Source organism: Leuconostoc fallax KCTC 3537 (assembly GCF_000165675.1).
Classification (GTDB): Bacteria; Bacillota; Bacilli; order Lactobacillales; family Lactobacillaceae; genus Leuconostoc_B; species Leuconostoc_B fallax.
Window position 1 is genome coordinate 169,026 of sequence record NZ_AEIZ01000026.1, and the last position, 18,683, is coordinate 187,708.

Genomic DNA, 18,683 nt, shown 5'->3' on the forward strand with positions numbered 1-18,683 from the left:
ATCATAATAAAAAAGAATAGGATAATCCTATTCTTCTTTATTATTTAACGCGCTTCAATAGATCACTTTCGATATCATCTAACTTAGCTTGTGATTTAGCTTGTGAATCTGATTCAACACCGACATATAATTTCAACTTAGGTTCTGTACCAGAAGGACGTACAGCTACCCATGAGCCATCAGCTAACCAATACTTCAATACATTTGCTTTTGGTTGTGTCAAAGTAGTTGTTGCGCCTGTGGTAATATTTGTTTCAGTCTGGGTACTAAAATCTTGTAATCTTTCAACGGCTATACCACCAACAGTAACTGGTGCATTGTTTCGGAAATCAGCCATAACACCGGCCATTTCATCAGCACCATTAATACCTGGGAAGTCTAAGCTAACCGTCTTTTCTTCAAAATAGCCAAATTGCGCAAACAATTCTTGTATGCCATCATACATTGTCTTATTTTGTGATTTGTAATAAGCTGCAACTTCGGCAAATAATACCAATGCCTGAATAGCATCTTTATCATGTGCAAATGGCTTAACTAAATAACCGAAACTTTCTTCAAATCCAAACAAGAAAGTTTTTCTTGTGTTGCTTCAAAACGATCAATTGTCGCAGCAATATATTTAAATCCTGTCAAAACGTCTGTCGTTGTAACACCAAAACTTGCAGCTACCTTTGATGCAAAACGCGATGACACCACAGAAGTAACAATAGCACCATTATTGGGCAAAGTACCTGTATTTTTCTTAGCTGTCAAAAGATAATTGACCAGCACTGCAGCAATTTGATTTCCTGTTAGCACCTGATAAGAACCATCATTCAGACGTACTGCTGCACCCAAACGATCAGCATCAGGATCAGTTGCAACAACCGCATCCGCATTATTTCGCTTAGCATACTCAATAGCTAAAGCCAACGCTTCAGGATCTTCGGGGTTGGGTTTCTTCACCGTAGGAAAATCGCCATCAATAACAGCTTGTTCTTTAACAATTGTGTAGTTTGTAAAGCCAGCTTGCTGTAATGCCTTCTCACCAATATACTGTCCCGTACCATGTAAAGGTGTAAAGACAAATTGCAATCCCCTACCTTCTCGGGCAACCAAATCTGCATCAACCGTTACATTTTTAACGTTTGCTAAATATTTATTATCAACATCATCGTCAATTTCAGTCACATGTTGATTTGTTGAATCTAATTTAATATTGAAGATATCCTCAATATCATTTAATTCTGAAACAACTGCGTCAACAGCTTCTGGTGTCATCTGTCCACCATCTTCGCCATAAATCTTGTACCCATTATATGCTTTGGGATTGTGAGATGCTGTAATCATAATACCCGCAAATGTCTTCAATTCACGAACTGTAAAAGACAATTCAGGTGTTGGACGGAGACTAGTGAATAGGTAAGATTTTATGCCGTGAGCACTGAGCACTTGCGCAGCATCCCTTGCAAATTCAGGGGAGAAGTGACGTGAATCAAAACTGATTGCAACGCCTCTTTTTTAGCTTCTTCACCAACAGAATCCATGTAACGCGCCAAAGCTTCAGTTACTTGTCTTACCGTGAAAATATTCATACGGTTACTACCAACGCCTAAAATACCACGCATACCTGCTGTGCCAAAGCTTAGGTTTTGATAAAAAGCATCTTCTAATTGTTCTTCACTTAAATCATTCAACTCTTCTTGAAGGTAATCAGGTAATTTTGCTGACTGCCATTGTGACAAAGTCTCTTTCCACGTCATATGATTAATACCTCTTTTTTATTGACCTTTGTTTATTATAACAAAAAACACCGCATTCTAGCAGAATACAGTGTTTAATCGCTTACTTTGTTGCAAAGATTGTCTTACCATTCTCAGTTACAGTAAACTGCTTTGTTGCAAAGTTTGCATTCAAAGTTGCTGAAATTTTGCCATCGGCTGATGTACGTGTCACAGTCAAATCATTTTCACCATCGTTCTTAACATCAATTGAACCTTCCAAATCAAAGGCTGCAGAAGTGTTACGGAACTTCAAAAGTGTGAACAAGTCTTGAACAACTGGACGCTTTGTTGTTTCTGCAATTTCTTCAAGGTCATAGTAATGACGGTTGATGTTACGACCTTCTTTTGAACTTTCAAGCAATTCAATATCATTTTCACCAGCTAACAAACCAACATAGTAAACTTGTGGAATACCAGGTGCAAAGATTTGAGCCGCACGTGCCAATAAGTATGATGCATCATCATTACCCAAAGCTGAGTAATAAGTTGTGTTAACTTGATAAATATCCAAGTTGTTATAGGCAGCTGAAGAGAAAATCTTCTTAACATTAGCACCGACTTTATACATTTCTTCTGTTGTATAGTCAGTTTCTTCTTGTGTCAATAAGTCCTTGGCATCAACAACACCAATACCATCATGTGTGTCTAATGTTGTGAATTGCTTCATTGGGCTTTGGCGCAACCAATCAGCAATACGGTTAGTCTTACCTGAGTACAATGAGTACAATGTAATCAATGGCAAAGCAAAGTCATATGAATACATGTCATGTTCAGTAATCTTACGAACAATCTTGTAATGTTCATGAATTTCTGGTAATACTTCTGAACCTTCTGCCTTCAAGATGTCGACAACTTCTTGTAAGATTTCCCAAATTTCTGGTTCAACGAAGAAGTCATTTGTGTCCAACTTCTTAATGGCATAAGCAAAGGCATCCAAACGAATAACTGATGCACCATGGCGAGCCAAGTTAACCAAGTTGTCTTTAATAAACTTCTTAGTCACTTCTTTTGTTACATCCAAGTCCATTTGTTGGTCACCGAAAGTGTTCCAAACTTGGTCTGTTGTGCCATCAGCAAAAGTAACAGGTGCGAAAGGTGCCTTATCCTTACGCTTATAAATCATATCGATATCTGCTTCTGTTGGGCGGTTTTCAGGCCAAAATTCAGAATACTTAATGAACATATCCCAATATTCTGACTTTTCTTTCTTTTCCAAAAAGTCTTGGAAGTACTTTGATGCTGGAGAAATATGATTCAACATAAAGTCAAACATCAAGTAATACTTATCGGCCAACTTTTCAACATCTGCCCAGTTACCGAATTGTGGATCAACCGTTTCATATTCTTCTGGTGCAAAACCACGGTCACCAGTTGATGGGAAGAATGGCAATACGTGTACACCACCAACAACACCATCAAGTTCATTAGCCAATACTTGATCTAATTCTTTTAAGTTCTTACCAAGGGAATCAGCGTATGTAATCAACATCGCTTCATTTGTAAGCTTCTTCATAATTCAAATTCTCCTAAATTAAAATAAAATATTTTTATCACTACTCAGCAAGTAGTGGTTTCTTCTCGCGCGCTGTAAAAATTGTCACAATAGCAATAGCCAGTAGCACAACACCCAAATAAGGGATAGACTCATACGCTGCTCGATTATCAGCTGAGTTCAAAATTGCGCCCATAGTCGAAATGACAAATGGTTCAATAAACACACCAACGTTAAAACCGATCAAAATGATTGACGTTACCAATGCTTGTTTTCTCAAAGGTGCTAATTTTGGCAATTGATTAAATATAAATGGTGAAATTAACTGTAATGGGAAACCGATGAGTAAGACACCAGCACACAAAACAAAGAAGTTACCATTTGAAAAGGCCACCATAAAATTAGAAAGTGCCATTAACACCAAACCAATTTGTAATGTAAAACGGCCAAACATATTTTGAAAACGACCATACAATATACCACCAAGCATTGCTGCAATCAACATTGCTGATAGAACTGGAGATGCATTATATCCATCTCCTTTTAGCTCAGCAGCCATGAACGGGAAGCTCAACTGAATCGCCATATAATCAATCACCAAGAAAGCTGCAAATAGTGTCAAAACACCCACTAAGGCACTCACTTTTTGTGGTTCGTCTTGTAGTGTTGTGGTTGTGGTACCCGCATCTTCATCATCTGATGAAACAGCTACTTTACCAATCATCTCAGATGTATCTGGCACTTGACGATAGAATAGATACAAAATTGGGAAAGCGATTAAATATACTAGGAACGTTTCTCGCCAACCAAAAGATAATAATAATCCAGCTGCAAACGTTAAGACAGCTTGCCCAATTTGTTCAGAGGCAGCACGTATACCTAGCATGCTAGAGCGTACCTGCCCATCATACATCACACTAATCATCGAAACAGCCAAAGAATTAAAAATTCCAAATCCCGCACCTAAGACAGCACGTGAGGCTAAAATGATGGGATATGATGAAACGAAAAATGGTACGACACCTGCAACCCCTACTAAAGTAACACCTAAAATAATCGTTCTTTTATCACCTAATTTATTAGCAATAAAGGAACTCAACAAAACAAAAATTGTAACAGCAATCGACGGCGTTGTCGCCAATACTTGAGACTGTGTCGTCGTGATATGCAATTCCTCGGTCATCTTTGGCAGTGCGCCGTTAATTGCATATGCACTGGTTAAGACGAAAGATATACCAAGAAAAGCTACTTTGGTAATCCACTTGTCTTGACTTGCCATGTTCTTCTCCTTTCACTTGCGCACTAGATTATTATCTCAATTTTGTTTAACGTTGTACATAGATAACAAAACAAAAAGCGCTTAACAATCTAGATTGTTCAATAAAGCACAATTAATTGTATACGCTTTCGTTACGTTTGTCAAATTTTTTCACAAATGAAAATATAAAGAAAATATCGCGGTGTTTTCAGAAAACATCACTTGTATTTCAATGAAACTGACACAATGTTATCCGTTGTGATTTCTGCCGAGTTATCACCTATTTTCACAAGCATAATTTCAACTAATTTTTTCACAATTTCATCAACTGGTTGCACAATTGTCACCAAATCTGGATGCAATAATGTCAAAAGTGGTGTTCCATCATAACCTACTATAGGTAAATTAGGCAAAACATTTTTCAACATAATAGCTGTTAAATCATTATTAGCAAAAATACCGTCAATTTGATTATCTAGAACAAATTGTTTGATTTTTTCAACATCGGCTTGTTGCATGCTCAACTTATCAGAAACTTCATATCTTAAAGCTTGAACATTGTGTCGCGTCATATAGTTCACAAAACCTTGACCACGCTTCACAGTTGGCGAATTAGAATTATCATCATCGCGAATGACTAGTGGTTTGTGCACCTGCTGATTAAGCAAATACTGTGCAGCCAATTCGCCACCATGATAGTTATCAGAACTAACAGTTGGAATATCATCAGAAAGATGCCGATCAAAAGCCACAATGGGTAAAGAAGCATCTTCGTATTCTTCAATACCTAAATTATGTGAACCAGTAATAATGGCTTCAACTTGGTTGGCCGCCAACATTTGTAGATATTGTCGTTCTACTTCTACATTATTAGCAGAACTAGCAATAATCACTTTATAGCCACGTTCAAAAAGTGCTTTTTCAAGTGCACCAGCCAGCACACCAAAAAAGGATTATCAATAGTCGGTAAAATCACACCAATAAACTGTGATGACTTTCCTTGTAAGCTACGAGCCATCGCATTTGGCTGATAGTGTAGTTGTCGCATCGCAGCATGCACTTTATCCTTAGTTTTTTGGCTAATCGGGCCATACGAATTGATAACACGTGACACTGTCGCGACTGAAACACCGGCCAATTCCGCGACATCTGATAATTTTGCAACCATTATATTTCTCCATCTGAATTATTAAGCTAACAAAAAAAGGTGGGACGATAATGTCCCAGCTTTCTTGTCTTGACGACCTACTCTGCCTGGATTTCTGATTTAGTATTAAGACGACTTACATAATCGTATGCTGCTTGTCCAGCAATACCACCATCACCAACAGCTGTGGTAATTTGTCGTAGATCTTTAACACGTACATCACCAATTGCAAAAATACCGGGTATATGCGTTTGCATTTTCTCATCGGTTATTACCCATCCGGCATTGTCAAGAATGTCTAAATCACTAAACATACTTGTATTAGGTTGAAGGCCAACATAAATGAACACACCACTAGTATCAATATGTGATATTTCATTCGTTTGATTATCAAAAACCTCTAAGCCTGTAACTTTATCGCCATCACCAATAATTTGCTTAACCTCAGTATGCCACTGAAAGTGAATTTTATCGTTAGCAAAGGCACGTTCTTGAATAATTTGTTGGGCTTTTAGCTCATCGCGCCGATGTAAAATTGTAACAGATCGCGCTAACTGTGTTAGATACAATCCCTCTTCAATTGCAGAGTCACCACCGCCAACAACAATAACATCTTCATCGCGGAAGAAGGCACCATCACAGACTGCACAATAACTCACACCACGTCCTTGATAATCTTCCTCGCCTGCTACGCCCAAATGGACATGCTCAGAACCAGTAGCGATAATAACGGCTTTAGCACCGTAATCGCCCATGTCTGTGTGGACAATTTTACTTGTATCTTGTATCTCAATACCGCTCACAACGCCAAAACCATACTCCGCACCAAATTGCATAGCAGAATGATACATTTTTTCAGATAAATCAGGACCCAAAATCGAATCAAATCCCGGATAATTTTCTACATCAGCCGTATTATTCATTTGCCCGCCATAAATACCTTGATCAAGCATCAAAACGGATAAATTAGCACGTGATGCATAAGTAGCTGCAGTCATGCCGGCAGGTCCTGCCCCAATAATTACCACATCATAATTTTTCATAGCATGTCCTCCACTAACTTTTAGTTCATAAACATTTTACGTGATTATTTTCAAATTGTCGAGTACACACTCAAAATGGTTGAGCTTACAACTTAGATGCTAATTCTTTAATATAAGCACGCAACTTGTCTTTTGTCTGCGGATGCTTTAAACCAAACTCAATATTAGTCTCTAAGAAGCCAATTTTAGAGCCAATATCATAACGATCACCCTTAAATTCATGGGCATAAACATGTTGACGATTGTTTAAAGAATCAATTGCATCTGTTAATTGTATTTCGTTACCTTTGCCTGGTTTAGTCTTTTCGAGTTCTTCAAAAATTTCAGGTGTAAGTAAATAACGACCAATAATAGCTAAATCAGAAGGTGCATCTTCTGGTTTTGGCTTCTCAACAAAATTTTTCACGCGATACAAACCATCTTCAGTAATTTGCGTTGCCGGATCAATCACACCATATTCTGATACCTGTTCATGTGGTACTCGCATAACGGCTAGTGTTGACTCACCTGTTTCATTATAACGGTCAATCAATTGCTTAGTCAGTGGTGTCTTATCTTGCATTAAATCATCGCCTAACAAAACAACGAATGGTTCATCACCAATAAAGGCCTTAGCTGTCAACACAGCGTCACCAAGACCATTAGGATGCGATTGACGGATAAAGTAAAGATTAATATCAGTTGTCTCTTGGACCAACTTCAACATTTCATCTTTGTTCTTTTCTTTTAAGTTATTCTCTAATTCAGGGTTTGAATCAAAATGATCTTCAATTGAGCGCTTTGATTTACCATCGACAATGACAATATCTTCAATGCCAGAAGCGATTGCTTCTTCGACAATAAATTGAATGGTTGGCTTGTCAACAATTGGTAACATTTCTTTGGCTAGAGCTTTAGTAGCTGGTAAAAAACGCGTGCCTAATCCAGCTGCTGGAATAATCGCTTTACGTACAGGTTTCATAATAACTCCTCAATGACAAATAATTAGACTACTGTTCAGATTATACCATAATATTGTTTTATCAATATTGGTAACGCTTACAAATTTTCAACTTTCAGACTTTAATGGCCGTGACATCAGCTCATCAATGGCGTCTGGTATAGACAGTCCTTCGTACAATACACGATAGATAGCTGCTGTAATCGGCATGTCTACTTTGTATTGCGTTGCAAAATCATAAACAGCCTTAGTTGTGTTAACGCCTTCAATAACCATGCCCATATCTTCTTGAACAGCGGCTAAAGTTTTTCCCTCACCCAAAGCCATACCAGCTCGATAATTACGAGAATTCTTGGACATCCCCGTCACAATTAAATCACCAATCCCTGATAACCCTAAAAACGTTTCAGGTTGCGCACCCATCGCTTGACCTAAGCGACGCATTTCCACTAAGCCACGGGTCAACAAAGCTGCCTTGGCATTATCACCATAGCCCAAGCCAGTCAACGCACCAGAGCCAATCGCAATAATATTCTTTAAAGCAGCGGCTAATTCAGAACCTAGTAAATCGTGATTGGTATACGTACGAAAATGACGATTGGATAATACTTTTTGTAGTAACTTTGCAGCCTCGTCATCTGTACTTGCAATTGTCACTGCTGTCAGATCATGTTTAATCACATCTTCAGCATGAGAGGGTCCTGATATAACAGCTAACGCACTACGACGTTGTACTGGGACTTCCTCAGCCAACATCTCTGAAATACGCTTATATGTACCTTGTTCCAGCCCTTTTGTTGCGTGCGCCAAAATAACAGTATGATCTAATAGTTCTAGTGTCTTCGCCAGTTCTTTGGCAACTTCGCGTACTGCTTTAGTTGGTACAACATTTAATACAATATCCGCACCCGCTACAGCAGATGTCATATCTGATGTAGCTGTTAATGTCTGTATTAATTTTGCGTTTGGTAAGTAGCGCGCATTAGTATGATTTTGGTTGATCTCGTCAGCTTGTTTAGGGTTATGCGTCCACAGGTGCACTTCTGTCCCGTTTTCTGCTGCGGTGTTAGCTAATGCTGTGCCCCATGAACCGGCACCGAGTACTGCCATTTTAGTCATATTATGCATTCTCTCCATTCAATGCTGCATTCTTTTCCATTTCTTCTGTCATCCGGTTTTCCAAAGTAGTTAAGGCATCAAATCCCATATTTTGTGTGCGATTTTTCAACGCAGCAGCATCAATGACACTGGCTGTATTACGACCTGGTGTCACCGGTACAACCATCTTAGGAATTTTCACACCAGAAATCTCTAATGTATCACCATCATTTCCCAAGCGATCAAAGTTCTTTTCACCAATGCGCGCATTGGAAAGATGAATATTCAAAGAAACTGTTGAATGTGAACGAATAGACATCGCACCATAAACTTGCTGAACATCAATAATACCAACACCGCGAATTTCCATCATGTTTCGTAATACTTCACTTGGTTCACCAATCAAGCGTTCTTCATCCTGCTGATAAATATCCACACGATCATCTGCAACCAATCGTGCCTTCCCTTGTTGAATTAATTCAAGTGCAGCTTCAGTTTTACCGATACCAGCATCACCAGTAAGTAGTACACCTAATCCATGCACGTCAATTAGCACACCGTGCACCGATTCACGTGGTGCGAGTTGTCCACCCAAATAGTACGTCATATTTGACAAAATACGTGACGATGTCAATGAAGAGGTCAAAATTGGAATATGTGCTTCAGCAGCAGCCTGTTTGAGTTCTTCACTGATATCTAACCCAGTTGATACCACAAATGCAGGTGTTGTGTCACAAGCCATACGGCGATAAACCATCAATAGTTCATCATGACGCATACGCTCAGAAAACGATGTTTCGGTAATACCTAATAATTGAACACGTTCTGGTGCATAATAATTAAAATATCCCGTCATTTCTAATCCAGGGCGACTGATATCAGATGTTGTAATTTCACGTTCCAAATATTCTTTACCGGAAACAATTTCTAAACGTGTATTTTCAACTAATTGTTTTACTGTAACTGATGTTTTTGGCATAATTAATCTCTTCCTGACGTGACATGCACATCGCTTGTTAGTAGCATATTAACGACTGATAACAAAAATGCAATGAACATAGCCCATCCAAAACTAGCAAATTCGAAACCAGAAACTAAGTTGGCTGTGATGTCTAACATTAAACCATTAATGACTAAGGCAAAAAGCCCAAAAGTAATAATTGTGAGTGGCAAGGCAAACAAACTAATGATTGGTTTGATAATCGCATTTAAAATGCCTAACACAATAGCTGCTATTAATGCTGTTCTCCAGTTATCTACACGAAAACCGTTCTCAAAAATCGTTGATAACACTAAGAAAAGTAACACATTAATTGCTAGCCTAGCTAGTAAACGCATGCAATTCTCCTTAATAATATTGATAAATAACCTATCACTTTGATTGCATCAAAGTATCTATTCATATTATAACAAACACCTCAATAAATGGCTGAAGATACTCTATTCTCAAGACAAATAAAAAAGGCACATTGTGCCTTTTAAATAAAGAATGATGATCCTGGATTTAATTCAATAATTTTTCCTGTTCGCTTATACACAATCCATTCTGCAATATCTGTTGTATAATCCGAAATTCGCTTGAGATAACCGGCAATCACCAAGTAATCAGCAGCTGAATCAACCAATTCTGCGTCTTCTTTCATACCATTAACGGCATCTAAACGTACTTGCCCGGCTTTCTTAGCTAAATCGCGACTCTTAGCAGCAATCGCTTCAGCACCGATGGCATCATCTTTGACATAGTAAGACATCACCTCAGAAACCATACTAGCGACTTCTTCACCCATGTCGCCCAATTTAGCCTCGATTTCGGGAACGTGTTTTGTCCCTTTAACGCGAATTGTTGAATTGGCGATGTTTCGTGCTTGATCCCCCATTCGTTCAAGAACAGAAACGGCCTTTAGTATTGTTACAATTTCACGTAAATCTGTTGTCACTGGCTGATACAAAGCAATCATTTCAAACGTTTTCTTTTCAATTGCTGCTTCACGTTCATTGATACGATAATCGTTATCAAGAATGAGCTTTGCTGTTTCACGATTATGATCCACAAAGGCCTGTACTGACTTCTGAATTGTTTGTGAAACTAACATTCCCATTTCTGTAAAGGAACTATCCAAATCTGCTAGTTCTTCATCAAATAATCGACGCATAAGTTTACCCCTTTTCAATAATGTTAATTATTTTTTCTACATAGAATAACATATCGTTCATTTCTAAAGCTAGAATAATGCCCTACAAAAAAATATGATTAACCAAAACGCCCACTGACATAGTCCTGCGTTTCTTTCATTGAAGGATTTAAGAAAATGGACTTTGTTTTATCAACTTCGATTAAGTTACCATCTAAGAAGAATGCTGTTCGATCTGATACACGCGACGCCTGTTGCATATTGTGTGTCACGATAATAATGGCATAATCATCGCGTAATTTAAGCATCGTCTCTTCAATATTGTGACTAGATACTGGATCTAGAGCAGAAGTTGGTTCATCAAGTAATAGCAATTCTGGTGAAGTTGCCAACACTCGTGCAATTGATACACGCTGTTGCTGTCCGCCAGAGAGGCCCAGTGCTGATTTATTTAAATCATCTTTAACCTCATCCCAGACAGACGCCTGTCGCAATGTCGTTTCAACCGCTTCATCTAAAATTGCTTTATCTTTAACACCAGCCAAACGTAATCCGAACACCACGTTTTCGTAGATTGAAAATGGGAACGGATTAGGTTGCTGAAACACCATACCAATGCGCTTACGTAAATCAACTGTATCAGTTGTTGGTGCATAAATATCTGTCCCATTGAAATCAAACGAGCCAGTTACAGTCACACCATCAACCAAATCATGCATTCTATTAATCGCGCGCAAATAAGTCGATTTACCAGAACCAGAAGGTCCAATTAGAGCAGTGATGCCACTGTCAGGAAAAGAAAGATTAATACCATGCAATGCTTCTTTTTACCGTACCATAAACGAACATCTTTAGTTGTTAAAATTGTTTTATTGTGACTATCCGTCATTCTCCTGCCTCATGTCTCTATTGATTTAATTAACCGAAATTACCTGAAATATAATCATTTGTTAGTGCTACCTTAGGACGGGTAAATATCTTACGTGTCAGATCATATTCAATGACTTTACCTAAATGGAAAAATGCAGTGTAATCACTAATTCTAGCAGCCTGTTGCATATTATGCGTCACGATAACAATCGTATATTTCTCTTTTAATTCTAACAAGGTGTCCTCTACTTGAGCTGAAGATACGGGATCTAAAGCACTAGATGGTTCATCCAATAATAGAATATCGGGCTTCAATGCCAGTGCACGTGCAATCACTAATCGCTGTGCCTGACCACCAGACAAGGCTAATGCACTTTTATTCAAGTTATCTTTTACTTGATCCCACAGTGCTGCTTGTTTGAGACTTGTTTCAACAATTTCATCTAATTCATCTTTAGTGTAATTACCGCGTTGTGTTAGTGCAAATGTAATATTTTTATAGATCGATTTAGCAAAAGGATTGGGGCGTTGAAATACCATGCCAATATGACGACGCATTTCATACACATCGATTTTACTTGAATTAATATCCAAGTCACGATACATAATATTACCTTTAACAGTGGCCACACCGTCGTTCATACGATTTAAAGAACGTAAAAAAGTTGATTTTCCCGACCCAGATGCGCCAATTAAACTCGTGATTTTAAAACGCTCAAAATCTAAATCACCCTCGCTTAGTGCTTCGTTGTCGCCATAGAAAACTTTTAAATCATGGGTTGATAATGCAATTTCATGCTTATCTGGATTCATTTTGTAAATAAAACGTTCCGGTGCTTCATCAGGAATAAAGTCTTTAACTGTTTTTAAGTTGATGTTTGGATTTGTCATATTTTTCTTTCTTAAATATTATTAATTCGCACTCGTTAACTTATTATAAAGTTTTTGTCCTAATTTACGTGCACTAAAGTTGAAAATCAATACTACAATAATCAAAACTGCTGAGGCACCAGCTGATACAGCATTCACATCCGGCATAATACCTTCTGAATTAATTTTCCAAATATGAACAGCTAATGTTTCAGCCGGGCGCATTGCATTTAATGGACTCGATATATTAAATGGATTCCAATCTGTAAAGTCCAATGCTGGAGCAGACTGACCAGCAGTATAAATCAAAGCGGCCGCTTCACCAAAGACACGCCCTGCAGATAACACAACCCCTGTCACGATACTTGGTACCGCAGCCGGTAAAATCACATGCATGACTGTTTCCCAGCGAGAAAGGCCTAACGCAGCACCTGCTTCACGTTGTAAATTAGGAATTTGCGCTAAACTCGTTTCAATTGAACGTGTTAGCAGTGGTAAGTTAAACAATGTTAATGCGATTGCTCCTGACAAAATTGAAAAGCCAAATTTAAATTTAACAACCAATAGCAAGAAACCAAACAAGCCAACAACGACTGAAGGTAATGAACTCAAAATTTCAATTGCTGTACGCACAATACTTGTAAAATATTCTTTTTAGCATATTCGTTTAAATAGACCGCAGCGCCCAGCGCAATCGGAAAACTGATTAACATAGCCAGAATCAATAGATAAAACGAATTAAATAATTGAATACCAATACCGCCTCCAGCCTCAAATGCCCGTGCTGGAGAAGTTAAAAAGTGTAAAGACATGTGTGGCACACCACGTACTAATATGAAGGCCAACATAGATACTAATATTAAGACCACGATAGCAGAAATCGCATAAATAACTGCTGTCGCAATTTTATCAACTGTTTTTGCGTTCATTACTTCATCTCTCCCTTACGCCCAATTGCACGAACAATTAAATTAAAGACCAAAGACATAATCAAAAGAATTAAGGCCAATGTCCACAAAACATCATTCTGCAATGATCCCATAACGGTATTACCAATTCCCATCGTTAACACAGAAGTTAATGTTGAGCTCGCTGATATTAAGTTATGTGGCATCAATGCAGCATTTCCAATGACCATCTGAACAGCCAAAGCTTCACCGAAAGCACGTGCCATACCGAAAACGATGGCTGTTAAAATACCTGGTGTTGCTGCTCTTAAGATCACTTTGTAAATCATTTGCCAACGTGTAGCACCAATCGCTAAGGCACTTTCACGATAATGTCCTGGCACAGATTTCAACGTGTCAACAGTCATTGAAGTAATCGTTGGTAGAATCATGACAAATAGCACAATTGTTCCAGCTAGAATACCAAATCCAGATCCGCCAAAAATATGTCGAATCACCGGCACGACAATTGTCAAACCAATGAACCCATAAACAACTGACGGAATACCAACCAACAACTCAATAACAGGTTGCATAATTTTGGCACCACGTTTTTTAGCAATTTCTGTCATAAACAAAGCAGTACCAATGGCAAACGGTGTCGCCAATAGCGCTGATAGAAATGTGACTAAGAACGATCCCAAAATCATGGGTAGGGCACCAATATATGGATGATCTGTCTTAGGATTTGTAACTGACGGATTCCAAGTTGTACCAAATAAGAAATCCTTTACACTAATACCATCATGAAAGAAGGTCGCCAAACCACGGCTCGTTACAAAGACAAATATCGACAACACAATAAGCACAATCAGTACCAGCGCCGATAAGCTAATGCCTTTCCCCATCAAATCACGATTTGTCGATTTAGAACGTTTAACAAGCTTTTCTTGAATACTATCCATTTTCTACTTCCCTATGCATATTTCTGCCAAAATTATTTGTTCGTTATTTTTCCATCAACATCACGGTGAATTTGCATATCATGAATTGAAATATAACCTAATTTCTTAACGAGCGTATTTTGAACATGACTAGATGACAGATAATCTAAAAATTTTTGCGTTTTGCTATTTGGCTTACCTTTGGTATAAACATGTTCATAAGACCAAATTGGATATTGACCCGTCATCACATTTTTATCGGTAGGTGCCACTTGATTAAATTTGGGTGCAACAACACTATCGTCAACGTAACCAAATGCAACATATGAGATGGCTCCTGGTGTTGTTGAAACAATTGATCTAACCATGCCAGATGAGTCTTGTTCTTGCGCTTCACGACTCTTAGCACCGTCCAATCCCCATTTTTCAAAAGTTGCTCGTGTACCCGAACCAGCTGCACGATTAATTAATACAATATCTAAATTATTACCACCAACTTGAGACCAATTCGTTATTTTTCCTGTGAAAATGTCACTCAGCTGAGCTGTTGTTAAATTGGTAACACCGTTCTTACGATTCAAAATAGGTGTAATACCCACAACGGCAACCTGATGGTCAACTAATTTATTGGCATCAATGCCTTCTTTTTCTTCTGCAAAGACATCTGAATTACCTAAATCAACTGCACCTTGTGCCACTTGTGACAGACCAGTTCCAGTTCCACCACCTTGTACATTAATAAAGACACCCATATTTTGCTTAGCATATTCTTCACCAGCTGCTTCAACTAATGGCTGTAATGCCGTAGAACCAACTGCTGTAATGGATGTGCCAACATTTTCTTTTTTCTTGTTACATAGGCAGTACTCAGTAATCCGCCAAAAATAACGATTAGGATTATTGCCACAATCCCACTTTTATGTGCTTTAAGCATCATTGCCTCCCAAGTTTTACTACTACATTAAATATTATCTACAATGCATGTAAAAACTTCATACTGCTTTTGTAAAGATTGTGTAAAGAGATTATTTATTTGGAAAAATTACAGTAAACGTTGTCCCAACACCAACTTGAGAATTGAGTTTAATATTACCTTGATGTTTAGCTAATAGTTCATTAACAATAGCTAATCCCAATCCTGTTCCATCGGCAATTGTTTTTTGTCGTGATTCATCCCCGCGATAGAAGCGTTCAAACACACGTGCTTGCTGATTCGTTGGTATGCCTATACCAGTATCACGCACTGAAAATGACCAATGATCTGCAGTCTTTTGTGCTGATAAACGCACCTGCCCATTTTCTCGGTTATACTTTACGGCATTAGCCAAAAGATTTTTCACAATAATCGTCAAATCATTTTTAAATGTAACCACTTCAAAATTATCCGGAATGTCATTCACCAACTTTATATCGTTCTTAATAACGAGATGCTGAATACTTTGCCACTGTTCTTGAACTAGCATATAAAGGTTGATACGTTCCTCGGTATTACGATCAGGTTCATGCTTGATTTTAGATAAGGATAAGACATCATTCACTAATAACGTTAGTTTCTTTGTTTCATCACTAATAATCTGCAAAAATTGTTCACGAATAGATTGGTCTTCCCCTGCTGATCCTTGTAGCGTTTCAGCAAAGCCGGTGATGGCCGTTAGCGGTGTTTTGAACTCGTGAGAAGCATTAGCTAAGAAGTCGGCTTGCATGCGTTCAACTTTTAATACAGTCGTTAAATCATACAGAATCACCATAACTTCCGTATGTTCATCATCGGTTTGGAAAAAGGTTGTTGCTTCATATTGTTTATTTTCCCCATCAATTGCCAAATTTAAAATGGTTCGTTGCCCATTTTTTGATTAAAAGTTTGGCTAATCAACTCCGACAAAGTAAATTGTTGAATTAATAAATGCTCTGCCACTGGTAATATAGGCGTTGTCATATGCAACATTCGGGATGCTGTTTCATTAAAAACATTAATTTCATGATGATGATTAACATTAATCACACCAACTGGTAGACTCGCTAACAATGTCTGGTAATTCAAAATTTGGCGTCGATTATGATGCTGCTGTTGACGAACATAACTTTGCAGATCATTAAACTGCCGTATCAAATCCCAATTATCAGAGTCGGCAGAAACCAATACACTGCGTGGCAGATCACCATCAATAACAGATTGCATACGTTGCTGCATAACAACTAAATCTTGGCGATCTCGACGCTGCCAAAACCAAACTAATCCCCATGTTGTACTTGATAATATTATAGAAATAATAACAATTTGTAGCGTTCGACTTAATTGATTAGCGATGAAAATTGCTGCTACAACAAGTATCGCAACATTCAAAACAACCAGTATTAAAAATTTTGATATATTTTTTTGCATATATCACTCCCAATTTAACATATTGCCTTAACTGTAGCATGCGCAAAAAAAACAACAAGCACATGACTTGTTGTAATATGTGATTTACTTTTCAGTAACTTTACCATCGGCATCACGTTGTACCTTCATGTTTGTTAAGCCAATATAACCCAGCTTAGGCACAATATTCTTTTGCACATCTTTGGTTAAGAAATAATCCAAGTAACTCTTTGTGGCACCCGTAGGCTTACCCTTGGTATACATGTGTTCATAGGCCCAGATTTTCCAATCATTATTCTCAACATTTTCAGATGTCGGCTTAACATCATCAATCGATAATGATTTGATACCATTACTATTTAAATAGGCAAAAGCTAAATAAGAAATAGAACCAGGTGTGGCTTTAACAATCTTTTGAACCGTTCCGTTAGAATCTTGTTCTGTCGCTTGAACTGCATTTTGACCATCAAGGACGTTCTTTTCAAAGACTGCCCGTGTACCAGAACCAGTTGCACGGTTAATGACGACAATTTTTCATCATCACCACCGACTTCTTTCCAGTTTGTAATTTTACCTGTAAAGATATTTTTAATTGTTCCTTCGTTAGGTTTTTAACACTAACATCTTTGTTAACCACAGGTGCAATACCAACGACTGCAACTTGATGATCAACTAGTTTGCTAGCATCAACTCCCTCTTTTTCTTCTGCGAAGACGTCTGAGTTACCAATTTGAACTGATCCATCGGAAACTTGACTAAGACCAGCACCTGAACCGCCACCTTGTACGGTAATATTGGCTTCTGGATTTTTCTCCTCAAATGAAGTACCAACTTGTTCCGCCAAAGGCTGAAGAGCAGTAGACCCCACTGCTAAAACTTTACCGCTTACTTTACTACTCGTTGCTGATGACTGATGACTGGAACCCTTATCAGCATTGGCATACAATGCAAATCCTGCACCAATAACGACTAAGCCACCGACAACTGCTGGAATTAATTTATTCATCTCGACATCTCCATTGTCCTTAATTTATCAGTAAGTAAGCAACCCTTTGTAGTAGTTAGGCTTGGGAAAACCTTTGTTGCTTACAAACTATATATTAAATGGATAATGTCAATATTTGCTACGTAAAAAGATAAATACTTTGTCTAATTAATGTAAAGCTGTCTTTACAATGCATCGGACATCGTATATCCGAATCCGCGCACTGTTTTTAAAATTGTTGGGTGCTTTGGATCTTTTTCGATCTTTTCACGAAGATTACTGATATGCATGTCTACCATGCGACTTTGACCCGTAAAGTCATATCCCCAGACACTAGTCAATATGGTTTCACGATCAATCACTCTACCAATTCTTTTGGCAAAATACAGCAAAAGTTCATACTCTCTTGGTGTTAATATAACGGTCTGACCATCTTTTTTCACAACTTTACGCGCATCGTCAATAACTAAATCTTGAATGGTTAAATAACCAACTTGATCGTTTCTGTTAGTACTCTGCTCGTGGTAACGACGTAGTACGGCTTTTAGACGTGCTATGACCTCTCGCGGGCTAAACGGCTTAGTAATATAATCATCAGCACCAATTTCTAAACCAAAGATACGATCAAATTCATCTCCTTTGGCGGTAACCAGTATTACGGGAATCCTAATACTATTTTCGCGCATTTGTCTCAATACTGACATACCATCCACTTCAGGTAACATTAAATCCAGAAGTACGGCATCGTACTGTTCCTGCTCAACGAGCTGTAACGCAGTCGCCCCATCCGCAGCAATCGTAACGTGATAACCATTTTGCTCTAAATTGAACTGTAGCAATGTCGTAATTGCTTGTTCATCATCAACCACCAAAATTCTTGACATTTTTGTCT

General features: G+C 38.2%; 13 protein-coding genes and 6 pseudogenes. All 19 read right to left on the minus strand.

The annotated features are described in order from the left end of the window. Nucleotides 1-40: 40 nt before the first annotated feature. Nucleotides 41-1,742 (minus strand): annotated as a pseudogene (locus LEUFL_RS12200) (phospho-sugar mutase). Between the two features lie 82 nt (nt 1,743-1,824). Then, complete coding sequence (gene gtfA, locus LEUFL_RS0108195; RefSeq protein WP_010008723.1) at nt 1,825-3,276, minus strand: sucrose phosphorylase; 1,452 nt, start codon at nt 3,274-3,276, stop codon at nt 1,825-1,827. A 40-nt stretch (nt 3,277-3,316) separates the two neighbouring features. Further along, complete coding sequence (locus LEUFL_RS0108200; RefSeq protein ID WP_010008724.1) at nt 3,317-4,534, minus strand: MFS transporter; 1,218 nt, start codon at nt 4,532-4,534, stop codon at nt 3,317-3,319. Nucleotides 4,535-4,731: 197 nt separating this feature from the next. Then, a pseudogene (locus LEUFL_RS12205) lies at nt 4,732-5,681 on the minus strand (LacI family DNA-binding transcriptional regulator). Between the two features lie 77 nt (nt 5,682-5,758). After that, nucleotides 5,759-6,703, minus strand: a complete 945-nt coding sequence (gene trxB, locus LEUFL_RS0108210; RefSeq protein WP_010008726.1) for a thioredoxin-disulfide reductase — start codon at nt 6,701-6,703, stop codon at nt 5,759-5,761. Nucleotides 6,704-6,788: 85 nt separating this feature from the next. Continuing rightward, nucleotides 6,789-7,664: a UTP--glucose-1-phosphate uridylyltransferase GalU gene (gene galU, locus LEUFL_RS0108215; protein ID WP_010008728.1), complete on the minus strand. Its 876-nt coding sequence runs from the start codon at nt 7,662-7,664 to the stop codon at nt 6,789-6,791. Nucleotides 7,665-7,751: 87 nt separating this feature from the next. After that, nucleotides 7,752-8,762 carry an NAD(P)H-dependent glycerol-3-phosphate dehydrogenase gene (locus LEUFL_RS0108220; RefSeq protein ID WP_029508736.1) on the minus strand — a complete coding sequence of 337 codons (1,011 nt, stop codon included), beginning with the start codon at nt 8,760-8,762 and terminating at the stop codon, nt 7,752-7,754. A gap of 1 nt (nt 8,763) precedes the next feature. Beyond that, on the minus strand, nt 8,764-9,720 hold the full coding sequence (gene hprK / locus LEUFL_RS0108225; protein ID WP_010008730.1) for an HPr(Ser) kinase/phosphatase: 957 nt from the start codon (nt 9,718-9,720) through the stop codon (nt 8,764-8,766). A 2-nt stretch (nt 9,721-9,722) separates the two neighbouring features. Then, complete coding sequence (locus LEUFL_RS0108230; RefSeq protein WP_010008733.1) at nt 9,723-10,079, minus strand: phage holin family protein; 357 nt, start codon at nt 10,077-10,079, stop codon at nt 9,723-9,725. Nucleotides 10,080-10,219: 140 nt separating this feature from the next. Beyond that, nucleotides 10,220-10,894, minus strand: coding sequence for a phosphate signaling complex protein PhoU (gene phoU / locus LEUFL_RS0108235; protein ID WP_010008735.1), 675 nt, complete (start codon nt 10,892-10,894; stop codon nt 10,220-10,222). Nucleotides 10,895-10,992: 98 nt separating this feature from the next. Further along, nucleotides 10,993-11,762: pseudogene (pstB, locus tag LEUFL_RS0108240) on the minus strand (phosphate ABC transporter ATP-binding protein PstB). A 29-nt stretch (nt 11,763-11,791) separates the two neighbouring features. Beyond that, on the minus strand, nt 11,792-12,634 hold the full coding sequence (gene pstB / locus LEUFL_RS0108245; RefSeq protein ID WP_010008737.1) for a phosphate ABC transporter ATP-binding protein PstB: 843 nt from the start codon (nt 12,632-12,634) through the stop codon (nt 11,792-11,794). Nucleotides 12,635-12,655: 21 nt separating this feature from the next. Then, nucleotides 12,656-13,542, minus strand: a pseudogene (pstA, locus tag LEUFL_RS12210) (phosphate ABC transporter permease PstA). Next, nucleotides 13,542-14,465, minus strand: coding sequence for a phosphate ABC transporter permease subunit PstC (gene pstC, locus LEUFL_RS0108255; protein WP_010008739.1), 924 nt, complete (start codon nt 14,463-14,465; stop codon nt 13,542-13,544). The pseudogene pstA and the gene pstC overlap by 1 nt, the downstream one beginning before the upstream one ends. A gap of 32 nt (nt 14,466-14,497) precedes the next feature. Beyond that, a pseudogene (locus tag LEUFL_RS12215) lies at nt 14,498-15,378 on the minus strand (phosphate ABC transporter substrate-binding protein PstS family protein). A gap of 91 nt (nt 15,379-15,469) precedes the next feature. Next, nucleotides 15,470-16,267 carry a sensor histidine kinase gene (locus tag LEUFL_RS13430; RefSeq protein ID WP_308736787.1) on the minus strand — a complete coding sequence of 266 codons (798 nt, stop codon included), beginning with the start codon at nt 16,265-16,267 and terminating at the stop codon, nt 15,470-15,472. Between the two features lie 2 nt (nt 16,268-16,269). Further along, entirely contained in the window at nt 16,270-16,827 is a 558-nt protein-coding gene (locus LEUFL_RS13435; RefSeq protein WP_308736788.1) for a hypothetical protein, read from the minus strand. A gap of 84 nt (nt 16,828-16,911) precedes the next feature. Next, nucleotides 16,912-17,812, minus strand: a pseudogene (locus LEUFL_RS12225) (phosphate ABC transporter substrate-binding protein). A gap of 164 nt (nt 17,813-17,976) precedes the next feature. Continuing rightward, nucleotides 17,977-18,675, minus strand: coding sequence for a response regulator transcription factor (locus LEUFL_RS0108275; protein WP_010008745.1), 699 nt, complete (start codon nt 18,673-18,675; stop codon nt 17,977-17,979). Nucleotides 18,676-18,683 lie beyond the last annotated feature (8 nt).